This window comes from Sulfurimonas aquatica, assembly GCF_017357825.1.
Classification (GTDB): Bacteria; Campylobacterota; Campylobacteria; order Campylobacterales; family Sulfurimonadaceae; genus Sulfurimonas; species Sulfurimonas aquatica.
The window spans coordinates 112,759-136,387 of sequence record NZ_CP046072.1; the positions used below are offsets into that span (position 1 = coordinate 112,759).

Below are 23,629 nucleotides of genomic sequence, written 5' to 3' on the forward strand. Positions count from 1 at the left end.
ATGAAACTTGAAAATTTTAAAACTATGTGGGGATTCGAAGGTGACTTTGAGACAGCTTGTATTCAAGCGAAAGAAGCTGGCTTCGAAGGTATAGAAGGACCATCGCCACAAGATCAAAAAGAACGTGATTATTGGAAAACCTGTTTAGAAAAATATGAGCTAGAATTTATTGCTGAGATTACAACAGGTGGTGATTATGTACCTAAGAGAGACCATAGTGTAATAGAACATATTAGCGATGTGGAAATAGCTATTAAGAACTCTCTAGAACTAAACCCACGTTTTATGAACTGCATGGGTGGCTGTGATGCATGGGAAGAAGAGGATAGTATTATATTTTTTAAATCAGCAATTGCAATAGCAAAAAGTTATGACATAGAAATCTCTTTTGAAACTCATCGTAGTCGTTCTTTATTTACACCTTGGGTTACTAGACGTATGACTAAAGCAATACCAGAGATGAAATTGACTTTAGATATTAGTCACTGGTGTGTAGTTGCAGAACGTCTTATGGATACAGAGATGGATACAATTAAAGCAATAGCACCAAATGTTCATCATTTTCATGCTCGTGTTGGTTATGCTCAAGGTCCCCAAGTGCCACATCCCGCAGCACCTGAGTATCAAAAAGCTCTACAATCTCATCAAGAGTGCTGGGAGTTAGCCTGGGATTCTCAAAAAGCAAAGGGAATGAAAATCTCTACAATGACACCTGAATTTGGACCAGATGGCTATCTACATACACTACCATTTACAAATGCACCTATTGCTGATTTATGGGAAATCAACTGTTGGATGGCAGAGACACAAAAGAAGCATTTTAATGACTATACTAAATATTAAAGAGCAACTTCCGGTAATTGTATTATTTGTTGCTTCTGTACTTTGGGGACTAACATGGTTACCTCTTAAAGCTATTAATGCTACAGGAATTGATGGAATTGCACTTATTTTCTTTGCCTATGCAATATTGGCAGTAGTATTAAGCCCATTGCTTATTAAACAGTTTTCAATTTGGAAAGAACATAAGAAAATGATGTTTTTAATCGCACTCCTTGGGGGCGGTGCAAACCTTGCATTTACTTATGCTCTCATAAATGGTGAAGTGATTCGTGTAATGGTCTTGTTTTACCTCTTACCCGTATGGGGTGTAGCTGGTGGACGAATATTTCTAAAAGAGAAAATCGATTCTTGGCGTTATCTTGGTGTCACATTAGCAATAGCAGGAGCATTTATAATTCTTGGTGGTTTCGAAATTTTTAATACACCACCCTCATGGATTGACCTAGTTGCCTTAGTTTCTGGCCTTTTCTTTTCCATGAATAATTTACTCTTTAGAGCGGCTCAAAGTATTCCGGTAAGTTCAAAACTAGGCATTATGTTTTTAGGTTGTTTTACTTTAGCAGGAACATTATTACTTTCAGGAGTAGAAGAACTTCCAACACATGTCATAAGTAATGGCTGGATAATGCTAATAATGTACACTTTATTTTGGCTATTGCTAGCGAATATTGGATCACAATGGAGTGTTACACATATGGAGGCTGGTCGATCGTCAATTATTATGATTTTCGAGCTTATTGCAGCTGTTGCTTCAGCTACTATAATTGCTCATGAGAGCATGTCAACATTTGAATATATAGGTGGTTCACTTATAATGGCAGCTGCGTCTATAGAAGCATTTCGTACTAAAGATGATGATATACCTACAATTAAAATTGAATTATAAAGGAAAAATATGACAATTTCAAGTTTACAAAAATCATATAAAGACAAAGAACTCTCCCCAAGAGAGTTAATGCAGCAGATAAAAGAGAAGATAGAGATACATAAAGATAATCCTATCTGGATTCATGTTTTAAGTGAGGATGAACTAGAGCCTTATCTCAAGAGACTCGAATCAAGCGATGTAGACTCTTTGCCACTTTATGGTGTTCCCTTCGCTATTAAAGACAATATAGACTTAAAGGACATTCCTACTACAGCCGCCTGTCCTGATTATAGTTACGTACCTGATAAATCTGCTTACGTAGTTGAGCAACTTATAAACGCGGGAGCCATCCCAGTTGGAAAAACAAATCTAGACCAGTTTGCAACGGGGCTGGTAGGTACTCGCTCACCCTATGGAGCGTGTCAAAACAGCATAAACGCAGAGTATATTTCAGGTGGTTCTAGCTCAGGGAGCGCGGTAAGCGTGGCTTTAGATATGGCACTCTTTTCACTTGGAACAGACACAGCAGGTTCAGGTCGCGTTCCCGCAGCGTTTAATAATCTCGTAGGAGTAAAACCATCAAAAGGAATCTTAAGCACTTCAGGGGTTGTACCAGCATGTAGAAGTCTTGACTGTGTCTCTATCTTTGCTAAAAATAGTGAAGACGCAAGTAGAGTTTTAGACATAGCTATCTCTTTTGATGAGAGTGATCCATACTCAAGAGTGATGCCAGATGTGAAACATAACGTTAAGTCGCCTTTCTCTTTTGCCATTGTAAAACAAGAACAGTTGAAGTTTTTCGAGGATAATGAAGCTGAGGAGCTCTATAAAAAAGCCGTGAAGCATTTTGAGATGATGGGTGGTAAAGCGCTTGAGATAGACTTTTCACCGATGCTTGAAGCTGCAAACCTTCTCTACTATGGACCATGGGTTACAGAGCGTTACGTCGCTCTAAAAGATATGGTGGAGACAAAACCTGAGAGTTTTATGGATGTTACTAAAACAATAGTCTTATCTGGAAAAACAAAAAGCGCCGAGGATTATTTTAACGCCGAGTATAAAATAAAAGCCTATAAACGCCAAGCGGATATCTTAATGAAAAACATTGACTTTGCTTTGACTCCAACTACCGGAACCATTTATACCATCGATGAAGTAAACGCGGATCCAATAGAGCTCAACAGCAACCTTGGTTACTACACAAACTTTATGAACCTACTTGATTTTTCTGCCTATGCGATTCCTGCAGGATTTAGAAAGAATGGCTTGCCTTTTGGAGTGACGCTTTTTGCTGAGGCGTTTGAGGATAGAAAACTAATCAACTACGGCAAATTATTTACGTCAAAGGATTTCAATGTCTAAAACAATAGAAATAGCGGTATGTGGTGCCCATATGAGTGGACTCCCTCTAAATCATCAACTAGTAATGCTAAACGCGAGTTTTGTAAAGGCGACTTCAACGGCGAGAGGGTATAGACTCTTTGACGTGCCGCAGAAGCTTCCTCCTCGTCCTGGAATGATTCGAGACGCTAAAAGTGAAAGCTCTCTAACATTGGAAGTATGGTCAATGCCACTTGAGAACTTTGGAGCGTTTATGATTCAGATTGCCTCGCCTCTGTGTATAGGAAGTGTAATCCTTGAGGATGAGAGCATAGTTTATGGCTTTTTATGTGAGAGCGATTATCTTGAGGGTGCTAAAGAGATAACCGAGTATGGGGGATGGAGAGAGTATCTTGCTTCAAAGTAAAATACTCTTTTTATTTACTGTTAAGTAAATTATACTCTTGAATAAACTCTCTTGCGTTATCACCTCTGAGATACTCGGCAAATCCGACTAAACCATCTACGAGGTAGCGAGTATTATAACCTTTGAGTTTCAAAAACGTACGCGCCATAATTGCTCGGTCTTTATGGGGACATGCCGTAACTATTACTTTTGACTTATCAAGTTCATTCAAACGTTTTGGCAGCTCATTAATGGGTATGTTAATCGAGAAAGGCATATGCCAAGCCGCATACTCTTCTTTAAATCGAATGTCCACAAGTTGAGCTTCACCTTCTTCAAGCATAACGGCAAGTTCTACGCTACTGATTTTCATAGCCTTGCGCTCTTCATAGGTAAATGCGCTTAAGTAGTTATCATAAGTAAGCATTAGAGTCTCTGCGAATACAATTACATAGCTGCATATAAGTAGTAAAATTATTTTTTTCATGCTAGATTAATCCAAGAAGAGCCACAAGCAGTACTGGTGGCGTTATAACAAGACCTACTTTCATGTACTCGCTCCATGAGATTTTCACTCCCTTTTGAGCCAAAACATGAAGCCATAAAAGAGTTGCTAGTGAACCAATAGGCGTCATTTTTGGCCCTAGGTTTGAACCTAATATATTTGCGTAAACAAGTGCTTCGTTTCCAACATAACCAACGCTCTCGATTGCTATGTCCATAATCATGATAGTTGGCATATTGTTCATCACTGAACTTATAAACGCGGATAAAAAACCCGTTCCTATGATGGCAACGGTTGAGCCATGAGCGTTTAACTCTACTATCCATGAAGCTATGACATCTGTGAGTCCTGCGTTTTTTAGACCATAGACAACTACGTAAAGCCCTATGCTAAACCATACTACCTGCCAAGGCGCTGACTTTATAGTTGCTAGAGGTTTTACAGCCTTATAGTATTTTGCAATGGCTAAAAAGAGTAGTGCGCCACCAAGAGCAAAAAGACTAACTGGAAGATTGTAAAAATCTCCTATGAAATAACCTACCATTAAAAGGGCTAAAAATGGCCAAGAGAGTCTGAACATCGTCTGGTTTTTGATAACCGACGCAGGCTCAGGAAGTTTTGATACGTCTACCTCAAATGGAATATCTTTACGGAAGTAAATCCAAAGTACGACTATGGAAGCGAAGATAGAAAGAAGATTTGGCAAGAACATGTTTTTTGCATACTCAACAAAGCCTATGTCAAAATAACCAACTGTTACTATGTTAGTTAGGTTAGAGATAACAAGTGGGTTTGAAGCACTGTCGCCAATGAAGCCTCCCGCCATTAAAAAAGCGAAGATTGCCAAAGGTTTCATCTTAAGATATTTCATCTTAGCTAGAAGGATTGGCGTTAAGATAAGCGCCGCGCCATCATTAGCAAAAAATGCCGACACTAAGGCACCAAGTAGGAGAATGTAGACAAACATTTTGTTTCCATTTCCACCACTGAGTTTAGCCATTTTGATGGCCGCCCACTCAAAAAATCCTATCTCGTCTAGAATCATAGAGAGGATGATAATGCCTATAAACGCCAAAGTCGCGTCCCAAACAATATCTATAACGCTTAACACGTCATTATAACTTACAACGCCAACCACAAGAGCGGCGATAGCTCCAACTACGGCAGTTGTTCCTATTTGCAAACCTTTTGGTTGCCAAATGACAAAGAGTAGCGTGACTAAAAAAACAGATAAGGCTAATACCATTACTTCTCCAATAAATATATATGAATAAAGATGAAACTATACCTAAATTAAATCATAATATCAATATATCTTGATTTAATGATTCTAATCTGCTACAATTTTCTCAATTAAAAAATAGATGGAGCTCTTATGAAAAGATTACATATGCATATATCGGTAGAAGATTTAGAAAAAAGCACGAAGTTTTATACGGCGCTTTTTGGGATGGAACCTACAAAACTCAAAGAGGATTACGCTCAGTGGTTAGTAGACGAGCCTGCCGTAAACTTGGCAATTTCGACTGGTGGCGAGAAAAAAGGGCTTAATCATATGGGTCTGCAAGTTGATAGCAATGAAGCGGTTCAAGAGCTAGAAGATAGACTCCAAGCCGCTGGTGTTTCAGGAGAGAAGCAAAAAGAGGCGGTATGTTGTTATGCAAAGTCTAACAAGTACTGGGTACAAGACCCTGACGCAATCATCTGGGAGAACTACCACACTATGGAGCAAGCAGAGACATTCGGTGGGGATAGTTTTACCGGTGGTACAGGTTGTTGTACTCCCTCTTTTAGTACAAACGGTCAGTGGTCAACAGGTGGAAGTTGTTAAATAATGGAGATATTTTTAAAGAGCGTATCGGCGTTAAATGATGAAACGCGAGTCTTGATTTTATCTTTTTTAAATGAGTATGGAGAGACTTGCGTTTGCGACCTACAAGCATCTCTTGACATGATTCAGTCGCGTTTGTCTCGTCACTTAAAGATACTCAAAGAGGCTGGTTTTTTGAGAGTTCAGAGAAAGGGAACTTGGGCTTACTACTCTATACGAAGTCCGCTTGATAGATTTAGAAGCGAAGCCCTAGAAGAGATTAGGCATTTAGAGATAAAGTTGCCAGAGTTAAAAAAAGTATCAGATAATGGAGCATGTAAAGTATGAATGAAAAAAAAAGAGTCCTGATTTTATGTACGGGAAATAGTTGCCGCTCTATCATGGCGGAAGCGCTTATAAACGCGAAGTTAGGCGAGCATGTTAAAGCACAAAGTTCTGGCGTTAAAGCAAGTGGAGTAGTCAACCCAAACGCACAAACACTCCTAGAGTCTCGTGGTTTATGGAGAGATGAATACCACTCTAAAGTGATAGAGACTCTCATAGATGAAGAGTTTGACTTAGTTGTAACGGTATGCGATCACGCAAAAGAGACGTGTCCCGTTTTTCCTAAGGTGGTTAAAACTATACATGTAGGTTTTGATGACCCATCAGGCAAAGCAGTTCCTGAGTATGCAATAACCCTTGATTTGATAGAAAAAGAGTTATTGCCAGTTATTGTAAAAGAGTTTTTACTATGAGTGGAAGGTAATAGTAGTTGTATATATGTTGTTTTTAAGTTCTGTAGAGAAGGTAAAGTCAAGCTTCTCTGAGAGCCTTTTGATGATTTTAGTTCCTATCTTTGTAGACTTAAACGCACTCTCTCTATCTGCTAAAGACTTAGCTTCGTTAGTAATGAGCATGGTTTTGTTTTTAGCGTCTACTTCTACATTTATGGTGCTACCTTTTTGCGTATGAATAAAAACATTTTCATAAACTGCTTGTAAAACCTTACGTATTGAGTGTTTGAAAGTATATATATGAAAGTCTTCATTCCAAGGTGCATTTACTTCAACGTGATTGAGTTCCAAGATGGGACCAAATTTTCCCTGCATAAGCTTACACTCTGTTCGCATAGAGATATCGCTCTTATGGGTGTTTTGAATCTCCATCTCTATCTCTTCAAGAAATAGTAGTTCATAGATGATGTTTTTTACATCCTCAATATCTTCATCCGTCTCGTTTATATATTTTTCAACATTACTTGGCGTATCGTCTACGCTTAAGAGAGAAAGCCTTGCTTGCATAATGGCAATAGGCGATTTTAGCTCATGTGCTATCTCTTTAAACATGTCAGATTTTTTCTCAAAAAGAGATTGGTTTTTGATAAGTAGTTTCGTTATAGCATCTCTTAAATCTTTAATCTCATAACTACAAGGACAATAACTAACCGTGTCTGATTGCTCTGTTGTATCATTACATAAATCTACTAAACACTTTAGTGCATAAAAAAGCTTTTTGTTTAAAATGATAGCGATTACCGTAAAGATCGTAGATATAGTGATAAATATAATAAGAAGCATATTTCTAAAGTGAGTCATCTTCTCATTAATGTACTCTTCTGATACAGAAAGTACAACGGATGAGCCATCATCTAAGCTAATAATTCTTGAAACTGTTTTTTTAGGTAAAGGTTTATTGGGAGCAAAATACTCAAGGTCTAAAGAGGTAAACCTATGGTTATACTCACAAAGTATGCACTCTGGATTACCAACTCCATCACAATTTTCATTACATTTACTAAGAAACTCTGGATTGAACTGAGTCTTTTGCACTTTTTTTATAGAGTCAAAGACAAACTCCAAGCTTCTGCCATACTCTTCATCAAGACTCTTCTCATGCATGGAAAGAGAGATAAATATCATAAGGATAAGGGCAGCATAAAGGCTTCCAAGAAGGAGTATGAGTGTTCTATACTCTAAAGAGACATTATCGAACTTCAATCATATATCCTCGCGTTTTAAACGTTTTTATTATCTCAACGGGGAGTTTCTTACGTATCTTACCAACTGTAACGGTGATGGTATTTGGAAGAATGTCATCAGGATGAGAATATATAGCATAAATAAGATCTTGAGCTGAGAAGACTTTGTTGGCGTTTTCCAGGAGGTAAAAAAGTATTTCATTCTCTTTTTGAGAGAGCAGAATGACTTTTCCATCATACTCAATTTGGCGGGACTCTGTGTCAAATTTCATACCATTTAGTTCTATGTTTGTAGGAAGTTTTCGTCTGAGTAAAACGGCTATTCTCGCTTCGAGTTCTCTTATGTTAAAAGGTTTTTCCAGATAATCATCAGCACCCAAAGAGAGGCCGTCTATCTTGTCATCAACACTACTATAAGAGCTTGTAACTATCACTCCCGTTGTTGCATCTTTTTTATGAATAATTTCTATAGCCTTGAGTCCAATATCTTCGCCATGAAGATTTCTATCTATAATCGCAACATCATAGTTAAAGTGCTCAACTCTTCTGTTTAGATCTTCAAGATGAGAAAGGTGGTCAACTTGGTAAAACCTACTCAGATACTCGACAACTATCTGTGCTAATTTTGGGTCATCTTCTAAATATAATATTCGTCTCATGTAATATAGATTCCTATGATTATAAGATAATAATTAATTATATAGGAATTCAAATGAAGCTTAGATAAAAGTGAAATATTTAAATAAATTGATTGGATTAAAATGACTTTTATAATAAACTACATAGATTGAAATGCTACATGTTAATGTTAAAAGGCAAATAAGAATGAAGTTACAAATGCAAGAATCCCAAACCATAGAGTTTAAACAAATTTGGAAAGACGATTACATCAAATGGATTAGTGCTTTTGCAAATACTGATGGAGGAAAGCTCTACATAGGAGTTGCAGATGATACAAGTATCGTCGGAGTTGCCAATGCAAAAAAATTACTAGTAGAGATTCCAAATAAAGCAAGGGATATCTTGGGTGTGGAAATTGATGTAAATTTGCTTGTAGAAGACTCTAAAGAGTATCTTGAAATCATAACGCCACGCTATCCTAATGCCATCAGTTATGAAGGTGGGTATTACCACAGAGTAGAAAGTAGCACTCTAGAGTTAAAAGGCGCGGAGCTTGACACTTTTCTTTTGAGTAGGGCAATTGTAGAGTAGCTTAACGTTTAGCTAACGACTCTTTATATATACTTCTTTTATGTCAAAAATATTATTACTAGAAGATGATGAAGTATTAGCAGAAACATTAGTAGAACTCTTAGAGAGTGAAGGTTTTGAAGTTACTCATGTAGCCGATGGTGAGCTCGCGTTAGAGAGTACTTTTTTAAAACAGTTTAGCATTTTACTTCTTGATGTAAACGTCCCTTATCTTGATGGATTTGAGTTACTTAAAAGTCTAAGAGAGAGTGGAGATACTACTCCTGCCATCTTTATAACAGCCCTTACTGATGTCGCTTCCTTGTCTAAAGGTTTTGACATGGGTGCAGATGATTACATAAAAAAACCATTTGATTTTGATGAGTTGCTTGTGAGAATAAATGCGCTTCTACGAAAATCATTTAACTCGTACGCTAAAGAGATAGTAGTGGATAATTTTGTCTTTTCCATAGATAAAAATGAGCTCTATCTAAGTAAAGAGTTTGTAGCACTCTCACCTTACGAGCTAGAAATTACTAAACTATTATTTAAAAACTTAGATAAAACTCTTGAAAAAGAGACTATCTTTGAGTACTTGAGTGAGGGTCGGGAGATGAGTGAGGGCTCACTAAGAGTTCACATAAACAAACTTCGCAGAATTGGCTTACCAATCACGACCATCAAAGGGATAGGGTACAGACTTGCATCAGCATAAAAAAGTAGCATTTTTAAAATTTTTCATTACCTACTTCGTTAGCGTCGCGCTGCTTATTCTTGTTGCAGGTTTTTTTTACTTTAACCAGACAAAAGAGCACTTTTTAAAAGCGGAAGAATTTTTACTGATAAAGTATGCAAGATATATAAAGATGCAAGATGCCCCTAACGACTTTACTTCAGACTATCATCATGAGTATGTAACTCTGAGTGCACATACGGAGATAACAAACTTTAGCGTTGAAGAAAAAGAGTTTAGTAAACTTCTTCCTATGCATAAGAAGTTGAGATATCTAAAGGTCTACAAATCTAAGGAAAATTATGATGCAAGAGTGTATGATTTAAAGCTAAAGGTTATCGCTCTTCAAGCTTTTTTACTGCTACTCTTTGCATACCTGAGTTATCTGCTTGCAAAGAGCGCTCTAAAGCCTCTAGAAGAGAGTATAAATACTCTAGATAAGTTTGCAAAAGATCTCATACATGACCTAAACACACCAGTAACTTCTATAAAACTCAATATGAAACTGTTAAAAAAACTCCCAGAGTTTAGCTCAAACAGTGCGCTACTGCGGCTTAATAAAAGCGTGCACAATATCTCCGAACTTCATGAAAATCTTACTATTTTACTTCAAGAGGAGACTTTTCAAATAGAAGAGCTTAAAATCTGTGAAATCGTAGATGAAGTGGTGCAGATGCAGCAACAGATATATCCTGAGATAGCGTTTACTAGAGAGTGCTCAGAGCTAAATGTAAGACTCAATAAAAATGCTACTAAGCAGATTTTACAAAATATAATTTCAAATGCCTGCAAATATAACTCAAAAAATGGAAGCGTGAAAATATATGTAAAAGAGAAGAAACTTTACATAGAAGATAGTGGTGGAGGGATTAAAGAGCCAAGTAGGATTTTTGAACGCTCTTATAGTGAAGAAAATAGTAGCGGAATAGGGCTAGACATAGTAAAAAGATTAGCAGCAGCGATGGATATCAAGATAGCGGTAAACTCCTCGGATAAGGGGAGCTGTTTTATTTTAGAGTTTAATATTTAGTGCTATTATCATAGTATAATTAATTAATTAATTAATTTATTTAAGGAGAGAGAGTGTTTAAATTTAGTTTCATTATTTTATCTGTCTCAGCAGTGCTTGGAGCATCTAGTAGTTTAATGCTTCAAGAAGCCATAGAAAAGGCGCTGCAAAATCATCCAGACATTCAAAAATCATCCCTGCAAGTTAAAAGGGCTCAGAGTGCCGAGAAAATTGCAAGAGCTGATTATCTTCCTCAAATCAATCTAAACGCAGAGTATGATCCTCTACGAACATACACACTCCCAGCCAATGGTGTTTTTAATACCAAAGATAGTGATGGCTGGCTTGTAAACGCGACACTCAACCAAAAGATTTGGGATTTTTCTAAAACAAGTTTAAGTATAGAAGCTGGGGAGATAGAACAAAATGCAGCAGAGCAATCACTCTTAGATATCAAAGCTCTTTTGGTCTACAAGGTAAAGCTCCAGTATGAACTTATGTTAGTGCAACGCGAAGCTATCAAGGTAAGAGAAGAGGATGTAAAAGTAAAAGAGGAACTCTACAAACAGGCTCAGGCTTTTGTGGAGTTAGGTATGAAAACAGATGCCGATGCTACTCGCTTTTTATCTGCTCTTTATAGAGCAAAAGATAACCTTGCTATTGCAGAGGCGAACTTTTTTAAGGCAAAAACGGTGCTCTCTTTATATATAGGTCAAGAGATAGACAAAAATGTCATACTTCAAAACACTCTAGGAAAAAGAAAAGTAGTTACTACAAATGAGCAGAGCGTTTTAGAGGCATCACCTGCTCTTAAAAGTTTGCAAAATAGTCTCAAAAAAGATGAGCTCAACTACAAGGCGGCTAAGGCCTCTCATTATGGTTCTATTGACGCTATCGCTTCTTATACTCTCCAAAACACACTCAATGAGTATGACTCGAGCCTTATAGGTTTGACACTTAGAGTGCCTCTTTATAGTGGTGGGAGAACTTCAGCCCAAGTTGAGCAGGGCATAATCAATAAGCAGAGCTCTCAGGCTAATGTAAACGCCAAGGAGTTAGCTCTTAAAGAGGAGTTTGCAACTCTTATGATTGACCTAAAAAGATATGAGAAGAGCATAGAGTCTAAAGAGTTAGAGATAAAAGCATCTACTCAGACTCAAAGAGTTCTTGAGGCAAGGTATAAAGAGGGTTTAGCGACTTACATAGAGATGTTAGATGTAAATACATTTACACTTGATGCAAAACTCTCACTCTTACAAAGCCTCTATGAGAGAAGCTCAACCATTCATCGTTTAGAATATTTACAAGGAAAGTTAAAATGAAAATATTTATAAAATATTTTATAATCGCCATAGTAGTAGGTGTTGGAGCAACTCTTTTTTATAACAAAGTCTATGTGGTGAAAACTACTTACGAGACTATCTCTCCAACTAAGGGTGAGTTAGAGGTAAACATCCGCGGCATAGGTAATGTAAGTGCTTTAAATATCTATCCAATTACTTCTCAGAGCGCTGGGAAAATCATCAAGATATTAGCTGATGATGGCGTTTGGGTTAAAAAAGGAGAGTTACTTTTAGAGATGGACAGTATAGACCTGCCTCAGCAACTTGAAGTAGCCCATGCAAATCTTTTAAAAGCAGAGTATGACTACATAGCTTCAAAGAGTGAACTAAAAAACCTAAAAGTGCAACAGGCTCTTTTAGAGGTGACTTACAGTCGTTATAAAAAGCTCAAAGAGAGAGGTTTTGCCTCAGAGTCTGAGTACGATAAGGCTGAAGCAGAGTTCAAAAGTGCACAGGCAAACGTAGTTGTCTCAGCTTCTCGCATAGATTCTGCAAAGGCGGCTTTGATTGTTAGTAGAAAAAACATAGAAGCTATAGAGGTTAAGATAGATAGACTAAAAGTCTACTCGCCTGTTGATGGATATGTCATAAGCAGAGACGCAGAAGTAGGACAGAATGTCCTTCCTTCTAGCCCGATATTAAGTATAGTTGATCCAAAAACTTTATGGGTACAGACAAAGATAGATGAGAGAATAAGCTCTCAAGTAAAAGTTATGCAAAAAGCGACTATTAGCTTGCGTTCACAACCTCAAAAGCTATATAAAGGTTTTGTAAAACGAGTAGACGCCATGAGTGATGCTGTAACATTAGAGCGAGAAGTAAACGTGGCGTTTGAAAGCATCCCTGAGCCTTTTTACATAAATGAGCAGGCTGAAGTGACTATCTCTATTAAAACTTTAGAGGATGTTTTAAAGTTACCACTATCAGTCATAGTACAACGCGAAGGTGAACTTGGTATCTGGTTAGCTAAAGAGGGACGTGCAAAGTTTTTAGCTATAGAAAAAATAGCTCAAAGCGAGAGTGAGATAGCTATAAAAAACATCAGTAGCGAGAGTAAAATAATTGTTCCAAACAAGTCAAAAAAAACTCTTAAAGATGGAATGAAGATACGATCGTGATACACTTAGCAAAAGAGGATATAAAACACACACTTGGTAAGTTTTTGGTTACGGGTATGGGTGTTGGAATGCTCCTTGGAATAGTCCTTATCATGATGGGCGTTTATAGAGGAATGATAGCTGATGCTGAGATTCTCTTAGATGACTTGAGCGTTGACCTATGGGTAGTCCAAGACAATACTCTTGGACCCTTTGCTGAGGCTTCAAGAATCCATGAAGATTTAAAGTACACACTCAAGTCTATCCAGGCTATAGATAAGAGTGAGGCGATAACTTTTCAAAACTTTCAACTCCCTCTAGCAGATAGAAAGCTTGCAGTACTAGCCATCGGTTATGACGTACATGGAGAGATGAATCCAATCAATCCTGAGAGACTCATAGCAGGAAAAGTTTTGCAAAATGAGAGATATGAGATAGTAGTAACGGATAAAACAGGTTATAAACTCAATGATAAAGTTGAGCTAGGACGTAATAATTTTAGAGTGGTTGGGATAACACATGGAACGGTTGCCTCTGGCGGTGATCCAATCATATACATAAGTCTTAAAGACGCTCAAGAGTTACAGTTTACCTACACTAACAAACGCATCCAAACAGATAGAGCAAGAGGCATAATAAATAAAGACTCGCATCTCGTAAACGCCATCATAGCAACAACAAAACCGGGTTATAGTGTAGATGAGAGTGCTGAGTATATAAGAAAGTGGATGCATAAAAGCGTTTACACTAGAGCGCAGCAAAAAGTGGTTCTTACAAGAAATGTAATAGAGAAGTCCTCAAAGCAGATAGGACTTTTTACCGTCATTCTCATTGGAGTTGCTACCATCATCATCGGGCTTATTATCTATACTATGACATTAGAAAAAATGCGTGAGATTTCTATCATGAAACTTATGGGTCTACCAAACTCTATGATTATAAAGATGATAGTTGAAGAGACACTTATCTTGGGATTTTTGGCGTTTATATTTGGAAATATATTTGCACACCTTATCTATGAAAAGTTTCCAAAAAACGTACTTCTAGAGCCATGGGATTCTTTTTTACTACTAGGGATTGTTCTTATGGCATCGATTTTAGCCTCATTTATAGGTGTGAAAAAAGTAGTAAACGCAGATCCAACTGCGGCAATAGGTGGGTGAGATGACAAAACAAGCAATACGAGTGGAAAAACTAAACAAACACTTTGGAAAGGGAGATACCTTTGTAGATGTTATCCATGATGCATCTTTTGTGGTAAACAAAGGGGAGCTTGTAGCGCTTGTTGCTCCTAGTGGTGCTGGAAAGACTACTCTGCTAATGATGCTTGGCTGCGTTGATGAGCCAAACTCTGGTCAGATATGGCTAGGGGATGAAAAAGTTTATGATGATAAATGGCTTACAAAAGAGACAAGAAAAATAAGACGAGAGAAAATAGGCTTTATCTTTCAAGCGCACTATCTCATTCCATTTTTAAACATTATAGACAATCTTACGCTTTTACCTCAAGCAAATGGAACCTCAGATGAAGACGCAAAGAAAAAAGCAAGAGAGTTGCTAAAGTATTTTGACATAGCGGACAAAGAGAAGTCTATGCCAACACAACTCTCAGGCGGACAAAATCAAAGAGTCGCAATTGCAAGGGCCTTGGCAAATAATCCTCAAATTATCCTCGCTGATGAGCCAACAGCAGCACTGGACACTGAGCGCTCCATAGATGTTGTAAAGATGCTAAAAAAGATAGCGTTAGAGCAAGACGTAGCCATAGTTATGGTAACCCATGATGAGAGAATGTTGCAGTACTGCGATAAAGTATTAAAGATTGAAAATAGAGCAGTTGTGGTGGAAAAAGTAATAGTTTAACCTTCATGTAATCAGTATGTAACTATAATATACTAAGATTATAAATGAAATTATGTGTTTTTTAATGGGCGGTACTTATGCGTGGTGTTATTTTTAATAGCTTATATGAATATATTGAATCAGAACAAGAGATATTGTTAGCATTTGGCGATTACTTTCTCGATAGAGGTTATCCCTATGTTGCTCCACTGATAATAAGGAGGGATGAAAATGGATAATGAACTATTACTTCAAAAACAACTCCAAAGAGAACGCCAAAGACGAGAGGAGGCGGAAAAGCTTTTAGAGATAAAGAGTTTGGAACTTTATGAGACAAACCGTCAGCTTCAGCTTACTCTTGATGAGAAGAGCTTAGATATACAAAGAATGAATAAAGAACTCTCCTCTTCACTGCAATACACTTCGGATGAACTTGTTGAAAATATTGGAATGCTTAATGAGTATAAAAAAGCAATCGACGCAAGCACCATCGTCTCTATGGCAGATATCAATGGTGATATCATCTATGTAAACGATGCTTTCGTTACTATTTCTGGTTATTCTCGAGAAGAGCTTATTGGGTCACCTCATAGTATTATTCGTCATCCAGATAGTAGTCCTGAAGTCTTTAAAGAGATGTGGGCAACACTTCTTGCAAAAAAACCATGGCATGGAAGTTTAAAAAACCTCTCTAAAAATAAAGAGGTTTATTATGTAGATACTACTATAAATCCAGTACTCTCTAGTAAGGGGAAAATCAAAAAGTTTATAGCGATGCGACAAGATATTACTGAGTTGATACACCTAAACGAAACATTAGAAAATCGCATTTTCGATGAGCTAAAAAAGAATGCAGAGAAGTCTGAATACCTTCTTAGACAATCTAGACTTGCTCAGATGGGTGAGATGATTAGTATGATAGCCCATCAGTGGAGACAGCCTCTTACTTCCATATCTTCTATCTCAGCGACACTTAGTTTAGACATATTGTTAGATGCATATAATAAAGAGTTTTTTCAAGAGCGAATTGAGTCCATAGCTGCCATAACGCAACACCTGTCATCAACCATTGATGATTTTCGAAACTTTTATAAAAGCAATAAAAAAGCAACAACAACTACAATTCAAGATATTGTTGAGGGGTGTTTAAAGATTATTGGCAAAACACTTGAGGGAAAAAGTATCTGTATAGAGCATCTTAACTTAGAAACACCCATAAAGATTACTACCTACGAGAATGAACTTAAGCAAGTGATTATAAATATTCTTAAGAACGCAGAGGACGTCTTTTCTGAGAAAAATCAACAAGATGCAAAAATATGGATCAGCTGTGAAAATAGAGGAGATCATGCTGTTTTAGGTATAGAAGATAATGCAGGTGGTATACCCGAGGATATCTTACCAAAGATATTTGACCCTTATTTTAGTACAAAACATGAAAAAGATGGCACTGGACTAGGTCTTTATATGTCTAAAACGATTATAGAGGAGCACTGTAAGGGAAAAATCTCTGTACATAATACAGATAGAGGGGCAAAATTTATAATTATATTGCCCTCTAGTTTGGAGGTGTAATTTTTAAAGTTACACTTGAGCGTAAAGCTCTTTTTCACGTGCAATTAAAATATCTGCTAAAAAGAAATAAGCCTCTTTCCAAGCCTCTATAACTTCATCAGTTGCCGCATCACCTAAAACATCTTTTACTGCACCTAAGAGCGAAACACCAACAAGTGGATAGTGCTCAGGAAGTACTTTAACTCTTACATGTGTAGTAGCCATTTTCTCAACTGCTTTAGCTAAAACACCTAAGTTGTCAATGTTTGCTGCATATGCAGAGACTGCAGAAGCTAGTTTTTTGTGCTGATCAGAGTCTGCATTTTTAAATAACTCTTTGAGTTCTGGGTGCTCTGAAAATAAAATCTCATACATTCTTGTTGTGATTGCTTCAGAATTTTCTGCAACTGGCTTTGCCGTTGCTTTTACTATGTCGATTGTTTTTTGTGATAAACTCATACTATTTCCTTGTAATTATAATGTCGTAATTAAACACTTGAGGACATTATACTACATATAGGTAGTATATAATATAAAGACTTGATCAAAAAAGAAGCAGTTAATATTCTCAAAAGAATTTAATTACTTCTTAGTTACTGTTTGTGCCTGTGCTCTGCGACCGATTGCTATTTCTATCTGCATTATACTTGAGTAAAAAGATGAGTTCATGTAGTGAATATCATTAGCTGTTTTTTCTATTAAGACTGTTTTTTTCCACTCAAGTATGTTTGAGACGATATCTTGCACTAGAGTAAGAAGGGCATCACCATTTTTAGTGATATCAGCATCTTGTAGGTTTTGAGCAAGAAGCATAAATGAGTAACTTAAATCTTTAAACTCAAAAAGAGGGTTGAGTGCACTTGTATAACCCTTTAAAAAGTGAATGAAGTGTTCATTTAAGTCTTCGTTGTAGTGTGTAGTGTAGATAAACTCGTTGATATCATGCTCAAGCTCAAGTAGTTCTTCATAAACCTCATTATCAAGTTCTAAACCTTCAAAGAACTCACTTGCTGAGATAGTTTTAGTCTGTTTAGTATTTTTTATTGTCTCAGTGAAAGTATCTTCTTTTGGAGTCCCTTGCTTTTGAGTATGGCTCTCAGCACACTGATACTCATGTTTGAACTTAAAACATATGTCAACAAGGTAACGCAAGGAGTCTTGAAGGTCTATAGTCGCAACATTAAATGCATATACATTCTCCTCTTGATTTGAAATATGCTTATTCCAAGAGCTTAAAGATTCAAGTGCATAGAAAAATATATCTTTGAAGTCTTGATCATGTTTCGTGAGAATATAAGCGATATTTCCAGACTCAGCTAACATCTGAATAGTTGTTAAGTGTGACATTATCTCTTCTAGTTGATAAATATCTTTCATACATATCTCAAACTTTAAAACGGAGATACTAAAGAGGTGAATAGTATTGTCATCTGATGGGTTTTTCATCAGTTCGTTACTTTTGTTGTAGAGGTCAAAGTAGACAGCCTCTACCTCTTTACTTTTATCTTTTAGTCTACGAAAGAGGCTGTTCTCATTAAGTTTTGCCGCCCGCTCTATCTCAAGGTTGCTTTTTTGTAGTTTTGACTCGGCAATAGAGTCAATATCTTTTACCCCTATCTCAATTTCGAGCTCTTCAATCTCAAGAGATTTAAAGTGTATCTTTCCTATTTTATTAAAAAGGTAGTTTATCTTCTCTTTTTCACTACTTATGAGTTTGTAGTTTTCAAAACTCTGTTTACTTAACTCAACTATAAATGTTTTATGCAGATCCTTGCGTTTACTAGTGTTTAGTTGGTCTAAAAATATGATGTGATTATCGCCCATATCAAATGGAGAAGTTTTGTAAGAGTTTGTTGAGTGACTTGTAGTCTCTGTGTAAGATGGTTTAAACTCTTGTGAACCATAGAGTTTGTTATATATCTCTTCGAGTGTATCAGTATTGAGATTTTTGTTTAACAGATAGAAGTCAAGTCTTTTGCTGTTAGAACCAAAACGACGACGACCAAGTATAGCAAAGAAGTAACCTCTTCTCATAAAGTCATCTATACAGATATTTGCTATCTCAAGGTAGTAGAGACGGTCAACTTTTATATTTACCTGTCTTGTTTGGATATTTTTTTTACCCTCTACCTCTGTAGTCCAATACTGCATATACTGAACATAGTGCTTAATAGAATCCTCTTGAGTAATCGTGATGATGTTTTCTAATAGGCCATGTTCAGCTGATGTGTCAGGTGTTTGGAATTTAAATGTATGAGAGAGTGTTTGTATCATTTTGTTGTCCGTTTAAAAGATTCTTATTAAAGAATCTTATAATAGCATAAAATGATTACACACTGATTACAAGCTTTGAGAAATTCCCCATGAGAAGTATGGAATAGTCGCTTTTATAACACTAAAAATTTGTTGCATATTTGGGGCGTCTAAATTTACCACGGCTATACTCTCCTCTGAAATGAAGTGAATAATAGTTCGTTTACTCTCTTTGAGATAAGAAAACTTCACCTCTTTGAGTAGCTCGTCTCCTTGTTTGTAGAGTTCTAAGTTTGTATCATCAGTACGAGAAGTTTGCTCATTTTTTACAAGTGTATCTTTACTTGGCTGAGGAGCATTGCTCTCTTGAGGAAGTGTACCTGCATAAAATTTATCCATGTATTCACTCAAGGTTGGGAGTAGTTTTAGACTAAAAGCCCTTGTAATCATAAAATCAACTCTATTGTTTATATCTTCATAGTTAATAGAGAGTCTTACCCTATCTTCAAGAACATCGTACTTTGGCGTAAAGTTTATAGCTTTTATTTCTCTCTTTGTCATTTTTCTCCACTTCTTAGCAATCATATTTTTATAAGCAACACTCTACATCGAAGCATCTAAATTACTCATTAATAGGCTTAATATTAAACCAACTGCCCCTTAACAAATTCGTTGTAGTGACCCTCTTCAGCTTCAAGCGCATCATGAGTTCCACTTTGAACAATTTTACCCTCTTCTAAAACGTAGATATAGTCCGCGTTTTTAACGGTTGAGAGCCTATGTGCGATGGTGATGACTGTTTTATCTTTTAAAATTGGCTCAAGCATGATTTGAAGTTTTGCCTCCGTATGCACGTCAAGTGCTGAGGTAGACTCATCAAAGATGACTACACTAGGATTTGCCACTATCATTCTAGCTATGCTTAAACGCTGTCTCTGTCCACCTGAGAGTCTAACACCATGATGACCGACTATGGTGTCTAGTTTGTCATCCATGCCCTCTACCATCTCTGTGAGTTGCGCAACTTCTAAGGCTCTTTCAATCGTCTCATCGCTAATGTTCTCTTTGCCCATAGTGATGTTAAAACGCAGGCTAGAGTTAAAAAGGATGGGCATTTGAAGGACTAAAAATACCTTCTCTCTGAGTGAGCTTTTATCTAACTTCTCTATCTCCATGTCATTATACTTTATGCTTCCCGCACATTTTTCATAAAAACCGGAGATGATTTGAGCGAGTGTAGTTTTTCCACTTCCACTGGCACCAATGAGAGCGATTTTAGAGCCTGTAGCTATCTCTAGAGATATCTCTTGGAGGATGTTTTTCCCCTCTTTGTATGCAAAGTCCACGTTTTTGAGGGAGACGTTTATCTCATTTGAGTTAAGTATCTCTTCTCCACTCTCTTGCGTTTTAAGAATGAGTATCTTGTTTATTCTCTCTAACGCCGCCTTTGCTGCGGAATAGCTATACTGCATACTAAGCATGTCTTGAACGGGAGTCATGATAAACCAGATGTATCCAAACATGGCAAACATCATACCGATGCTCAACTCGCTATAGGCGACAAGCACTAGACCAGAAGCTCGAAGTATCTCAAACATCACCAAAAAGATAGTGTATGAGAGTCTCTCATAAGCTACGTTTTTATAGCCATACTCGTTAGAGGTAGTTTGAATCTGTTTGGCTAACTTGTTAGCGCGTGAAAAAAAGTACTTCTCCTGATTACTCGCTTTTATCTGTCCAAAAAGCTCTAGCGTTTCGCCGATGTCCTCTTGAAAATTAGAGATAGATTCATTCTCCTGTTTTTTGAGTTTTCCAACTATCGTAGACATTTTCTTACTCAGCAACATGATAAGCGGCTGTATGATGAGAATAAGAATACCAAGAATAGGATTGATGGCTATCATAACGCCACCGACTGCAACAAGCGTTAAAACGGAAGAGACTAACTTACTAACGCCAGTTATGATGAAAGTATCAAGAGTGTTTACGTCTGTGACGAGATTTGAAGTGATGGCCCCACTTCCTAGGGTTTCATACTCATTCATCGCCGTAATTTGTAGATGGTTTATAAGACGCTTTCGAATCATGTAGGTGACGTACTTTGCTATTTTTGTAAAGATTTTAGTCAAAACTACTGTTAAAAAGTAGTAGATAAAACGAAGAAAAATCACAGACAGAGTGACTATGAGTATGTAGTTAAACGCCGTAGTCCCACCAAGAAAATAGTTAATGGCATTTACAAATACTCCAGGCTTATCAAGAAGCACTTCATCAACCATAAATGGAAGCATTAGAGGGATGGGAACGCTTACAAGTATGGCTATAAGTGTAATAATCTGCCCATAAATGAGAGATGACTTTTTTTCTAAAACAAGATTTATAATGGTTTTGAGGTTTATTGTTTCATTGTTCATTTGGGAATTATAGCTTCATTTTATGTTACCATTAAGTAGAAAATTTAATCAGGAGAACTCCTATGAGATACATTCGCTTTTTTAATGAACTGAGTATAAAAGACGTGCCTATAGTTGGTGGGAAAAATGCTTCGCTTGGAGAGATGTACCAAAACCTTACCCCAAAAGGCGTGAAAGTTCCCAATGGATTTGCTACCACAAGTGAAGCTTACTGGTTACTCTTAGAAGAAAACTCCATCAAGGAGAAGATAAAAGAGATACTCTCCTCTTTAGATATAGTTGACACTGATAATTTACAAAAAAGAGGAGGGGAGCTTAGAGAGCTAATCCTCTCTTGCAAACTCCCTCAAATTTTAGTTGATGAAATCTCAGAGGCTTATAAAAAACTCTCAGAGGAGTATGGTGTTAAGGACGTAGACGTGGCGGTTCGCTCATCTGGAACCGCCGAAGATTTACCTGATGCAAGTTTTGCAGGTCAGCAGGAGAGTTTCTTAAACGTAAGTAGCGAAGAGGAACTCCTCTCTTGCGTTAAGAGATGTTTTGCTTCTCTTTTTACCGATAGAGCCATTAGCTATAGACAAAGCCGAGGGTACGATCATCTAAAGGTAGCACTCTCCGTTGGCGTTCAAAAGATGGTGCGAAGCGATAGCGCTTCGAGTGGCATAATGTTTAGCGTAGATACGGAGAGTGGCTCAGAAGAGCTTATCCTCATAAACTCTAGCTGGGGACTTGGCGAGAACGTAGTGAGTGGAAGAGTAAACGCCGATGAGTTCTTCGTCTTTAAACCTATGCTAAAAAAAGGCATGAAAAGTATCATAAAATGCTCCCTTGGAAGTAAAAAAGAGAGGATGATATATACCAATGATGGAAGCAGAACATTAAATATACCAACAACTGAAGAGGAGAGAAACTCCTATTCGCTCAGTGATGAAGAGATTACTCAACTAGCAGAGCACGCTCTAATAATAGAAGAGCATTACAAACTGCATATGGACATAGAGTGGGCAAAAGATGCCAAAGACGAGAAGCTCTACATAGTCCAAGCCCGTCCTGAAACGGTTCAAAGTAAGCTAAGTAAAGAGGTAAATGTTACAAAGTTTAGCATCAAAAAAAATGAGGATACGAAACTGCTTCTCTCTGGTAGAGCCGTGGGAGAGAAGATAGGCATTGGTCGTGTGAGCATCATTAAAAGTGTAGATGAGTTTCATAAGTTTACTAAGGGTGATATCTTAGTTGCAGATACTACCAACCCTGACTGGGAACCCATCATGAAAAAAGCCTCTGGGCTTATCACCAACAGAGGAAGTCGAACTTGTCATGCCGCCATTGTAGCAAGAGAGATAGGAGTCGCCGCCATTGTTGGATGTACAAACGCGACTGAGGTCTTAAAAGATGCACAAGTTGTGAGTGTGAGTTGTGCGGAGGGAGATGAGGGATATGTTTATGAGGGTGCGGTTGATTATGAAGTGGAGACAACAGATATCTCTTCACTCAAACCCACTAAAACAAAACTCTTTATGAACATAGCAAATCCTGCAGAAGCCTTTAAGTTCGCAAAAATTCCAAATGATGGCGTAGGGCTCGCACGTATGGAATTTATCATCAACGGCTCTATAAACGCTCATCCTATGGCGCTTGTAAATATGAGTAAGGGTAAAAAAGTAAAAGACAGTGAAGATATCATGGCGTTTATGTTGCCATTTAAAAATCCTAAAGCATTTTTTGTGCAAAAACTTAGCGAAGGCATAGCAAGCATAGCCGCGGCGTTTTATCCTAACCCCGTTATCATCAGAACGAGCGACTTTAAGAGTAGCGAGTATAGAAATATGCGAGGCGGCTTAGAATACGAGGCGCAAGAAGAGAACCCTATGATAGGCTTTAGAGGGGCGAGCCGCTATAGCGACAAGAGCTATAGAGAAGCGTTTGAGTGGGAGTGTGAAGCGCTTAAAAACGTAAGAGACGAGATGGGACTAACAAACATAAAAATAATGCTCCCCTTTGTAAGAACGCCGGCTGAGGGAAAGAGCGTCATCGAGATTATGAATGCAAAGGGTTTACTCCAAGGCGAAAATGATTTAGAGATATACGCGATGTGTGAGATTCCCTCAAACGTCATCCTAGCAGATAAGTTTTTAGAGATCTTTGATGGCTACTCCATAGGTTCAAACGACCTAACGCAACTAACGCTTGGGGTTGACCGAGAAAGCGCAAAAATAGCGCATATATTTGATGAGAGAGACGAAGCGGTTAAGCGAATGTTGCAGATGGCTATTGTGGCATGTAAAAAGGCTGGTAAATACATAGGCATATGCGGACAAGCCCCATCGGATTATCCTGAGATTACAAAGTTTTTAGTCGAGCAAGGCATAGACTCCATCTCGCTAAATCCTGATTCCATCTACAAGATGCATAAATTGGTAAGTGAATTAGAACAAGAGTAGATATAATTAGAGCAGATTA

Annotated in this window: 24 protein-coding genes; 16 read left to right on the forward strand and 8 right to left on the reverse strand. The window is 37.5% G+C overall.

Annotation, left to right across the window (positions count from 1 at the left end):
* The 4 genes from GJV85_RS00480 to GJV85_RS00495 are packed head-to-tail and all read left to right on the forward strand — an operon-like array spanning position 1 to position 3,458.
* Entirely contained in the window at positions 1-843 is an 843-nt protein-coding gene (locus tag GJV85_RS00480) for a sugar phosphate isomerase/epimerase family protein (protein WP_207561933.1), read from the forward strand.
* Positions 824-1,729, forward strand: a complete 906-nt coding sequence (locus tag GJV85_RS00485) for a DMT family transporter (protein ID WP_207561934.1) — start codon at positions 824-826, stop codon at positions 1,727-1,729. The genes GJV85_RS00480 and GJV85_RS00485 overlap by 20 nt, the downstream gene beginning before the upstream one ends.
* 9 nt (positions 1,730-1,738) lie before the next feature.
* Positions 1,739-3,073 carry an allophanate hydrolase gene (gene atzF, locus GJV85_RS00490; protein WP_207561935.1) on the forward strand — a complete coding sequence of 445 codons (1,335 nt, stop codon included), beginning with the start codon at positions 1,739-1,741 and terminating at the stop codon, positions 3,071-3,073.
* Complete coding sequence (locus GJV85_RS00495) at positions 3,066-3,458, forward strand: allophanate hydrolase-related protein (protein WP_207561936.1); 393 nt, start codon at positions 3,066-3,068, stop codon at positions 3,456-3,458. Before atzF ends, GJV85_RS00495 begins: the two co-directional genes overlap by 8 nt.
* A gap of 10 nt (positions 3,459-3,468) precedes the next feature.
* Here the strand turns inward: GJV85_RS00495 and GJV85_RS00500 are convergent, their stop codons facing one another.
* Both GJV85_RS00500 and GJV85_RS00505 read right to left on the reverse strand, forming a co-directional pair.
* On the reverse strand, positions 3,469-3,924 hold the full coding sequence (locus tag GJV85_RS00500) for a rhodanese-like domain-containing protein (RefSeq protein ID WP_207561937.1): 456 nt from the start codon (positions 3,922-3,924) through the stop codon (positions 3,469-3,471).
* Between the two features lies 1 nt (position 3,925).
* Positions 3,926-5,188 carry an arsenic transporter gene (locus GJV85_RS00505; RefSeq protein WP_207561938.1) on the reverse strand — a complete coding sequence of 421 codons (1,263 nt, stop codon included), beginning with the start codon at positions 5,186-5,188 and terminating at the stop codon, positions 3,926-3,928.
* A gap of 129 nt (positions 5,189-5,317) precedes the next feature.
* Here GJV85_RS00505 and GJV85_RS00510 point away from each other — a divergent pair, with 129 nt between their 5' ends.
* Genes GJV85_RS00510 through GJV85_RS00520 form a run of 3 tightly spaced genes read left to right on the forward strand, consistent with a single transcriptional unit; the run spans position 5,318 to position 6,510 of the window.
* Positions 5,318-5,773, forward strand: a complete 456-nt coding sequence (locus GJV85_RS00510) for an ArsI/CadI family heavy metal resistance metalloenzyme (protein WP_207561939.1) — start codon at positions 5,318-5,320, stop codon at positions 5,771-5,773.
* 3 nt (positions 5,774-5,776) lie between these two features.
* Positions 5,777-6,100 (forward strand): ArsR/SmtB family transcription factor, encoded by a 324-nt coding sequence (locus tag GJV85_RS00515; protein WP_207561940.1) that lies wholly within the window; start codon positions 5,777-5,779, stop codon positions 6,098-6,100.
* Positions 6,097-6,510 (forward strand): arsenate reductase ArsC, encoded by a 414-nt coding sequence (locus GJV85_RS00520; RefSeq protein WP_207561941.1) that lies wholly within the window; start codon positions 6,097-6,099, stop codon positions 6,508-6,510. The genes GJV85_RS00515 and GJV85_RS00520 overlap by 4 nt, the downstream gene beginning before the upstream one ends.
* Here the strand turns inward: GJV85_RS00520 and GJV85_RS00525 are convergent.
* A complete protein-coding gene (locus GJV85_RS00525) occupies positions 6,505-7,752 on the reverse strand; it encodes a sensor histidine kinase (RefSeq protein ID WP_207561942.1) in 1,248 nt (415 codons plus the stop codon). The genes GJV85_RS00520 and GJV85_RS00525 overlap by 6 nt on opposite strands.
* A complete protein-coding gene (locus GJV85_RS00530) occupies positions 7,739-8,392 on the reverse strand; it encodes a response regulator transcription factor (RefSeq protein ID WP_207561943.1) in 654 nt (217 codons plus the stop codon). The genes GJV85_RS00525 and GJV85_RS00530 overlap by 14 nt, the downstream gene beginning before the upstream one ends.
* 166 nt (positions 8,393-8,558) lie before the next feature.
* On the opposite strand from GJV85_RS00530, the gene GJV85_RS00535 reads away from it, so the two are divergent.
* The 8 genes from GJV85_RS00535 to GJV85_RS00570 all read left to right on the forward strand — a co-directional run bounded on the left by GJV85_RS00535 (position 8,559) and on the right by GJV85_RS00570 (position 16,523).
* Entirely contained in the window at positions 8,559-8,945 is a 387-nt protein-coding gene (locus GJV85_RS00535) for an AlbA family DNA-binding domain-containing protein (RefSeq protein WP_207561944.1), read from the forward strand.
* 40 nt (positions 8,946-8,985) lie between these two features.
* Positions 8,986-9,639, forward strand: a complete 654-nt coding sequence (locus tag GJV85_RS00540; RefSeq protein ID WP_207561945.1) for a response regulator transcription factor — start codon at positions 8,986-8,988, stop codon at positions 9,637-9,639.
* Positions 9,626-10,687: a sensor histidine kinase gene (locus GJV85_RS00545; protein ID WP_207561946.1), complete on the forward strand. Its 1,062-nt coding sequence runs from the start codon at positions 9,626-9,628 to the stop codon at positions 10,685-10,687. Before GJV85_RS00540 ends, GJV85_RS00545 begins: the two co-directional genes overlap by 14 nt.
* 53 nt (positions 10,688-10,740) lie before the next feature.
* Complete coding sequence (locus GJV85_RS00550; protein ID WP_207561947.1) at positions 10,741-11,988, forward strand: TolC family protein; 1,248 nt, start codon at positions 10,741-10,743, stop codon at positions 11,986-11,988.
* Positions 11,985-13,127 carry an efflux RND transporter periplasmic adaptor subunit gene (locus tag GJV85_RS00555; RefSeq protein ID WP_207561948.1) on the forward strand — a complete coding sequence of 381 codons (1,143 nt, stop codon included), beginning with the start codon at positions 11,985-11,987 and terminating at the stop codon, positions 13,125-13,127. The genes GJV85_RS00550 and GJV85_RS00555 overlap by 4 nt, the downstream gene beginning before the upstream one ends.
* A complete protein-coding gene (locus tag GJV85_RS00560) occupies positions 13,124-14,269 on the forward strand; it encodes an ABC transporter permease (RefSeq protein WP_207561949.1) in 1,146 nt (381 codons plus the stop codon). The genes GJV85_RS00555 and GJV85_RS00560 overlap by 4 nt, the downstream gene beginning before the upstream one ends.
* A gap of 1 nt (position 14,270) precedes the next feature.
* Positions 14,271-14,969, forward strand: coding sequence for an ABC transporter ATP-binding protein (locus GJV85_RS00565; RefSeq protein ID WP_207561950.1), 699 nt, complete (start codon positions 14,271-14,273; stop codon positions 14,967-14,969).
* Positions 14,970-15,179: 210 nt separating this feature from the next.
* Positions 15,180-16,523, forward strand: a complete 1,344-nt coding sequence (locus GJV85_RS00570) for a PAS domain-containing sensor histidine kinase (protein WP_207561951.1) — start codon at positions 15,180-15,182, stop codon at positions 16,521-16,523.
* A gap of 9 nt (positions 16,524-16,532) precedes the next feature.
* Here GJV85_RS00570 and GJV85_RS00575 read toward each other — a convergent pair whose 3' ends face one another.
* The 4 genes from GJV85_RS00575 to GJV85_RS00590 form a co-directional block, all read right to left on the reverse strand.
* Complete coding sequence (locus tag GJV85_RS00575; RefSeq protein WP_207561952.1) at positions 16,533-16,961, reverse strand: globin domain-containing protein; 429 nt, start codon at positions 16,959-16,961, stop codon at positions 16,533-16,535.
* 123 nt (positions 16,962-17,084) lie between these two features.
* Positions 17,085-18,776: a hypothetical protein gene (locus GJV85_RS00580; RefSeq protein WP_207561953.1), complete on the reverse strand. Its 1,692-nt coding sequence runs from the start codon at positions 18,774-18,776 to the stop codon at positions 17,085-17,087.
* 66 nt (positions 18,777-18,842) lie between these two features.
* Entirely contained in the window at positions 18,843-19,316 is a 474-nt protein-coding gene (locus tag GJV85_RS00585; protein ID WP_207561954.1) for a hypothetical protein, read from the reverse strand.
* A gap of 83 nt (positions 19,317-19,399) precedes the next feature.
* Positions 19,400-21,169, reverse strand: coding sequence for an ABC transporter ATP-binding protein (locus GJV85_RS00590; protein WP_207561955.1), 1,770 nt, complete (start codon positions 21,167-21,169; stop codon positions 19,400-19,402).
* 62 nt (positions 21,170-21,231) lie between these two features.
* Here GJV85_RS00590 and ppsA point away from each other — a divergent pair, with 62 nt between their 5' ends.
* Positions 21,232-23,610, forward strand: a complete 2,379-nt coding sequence (gene ppsA, locus GJV85_RS00595; RefSeq protein ID WP_207561956.1) for a phosphoenolpyruvate synthase — start codon at positions 21,232-21,234, stop codon at positions 23,608-23,610.
* Positions 23,611-23,629: the final 19 nt, after the last annotated feature.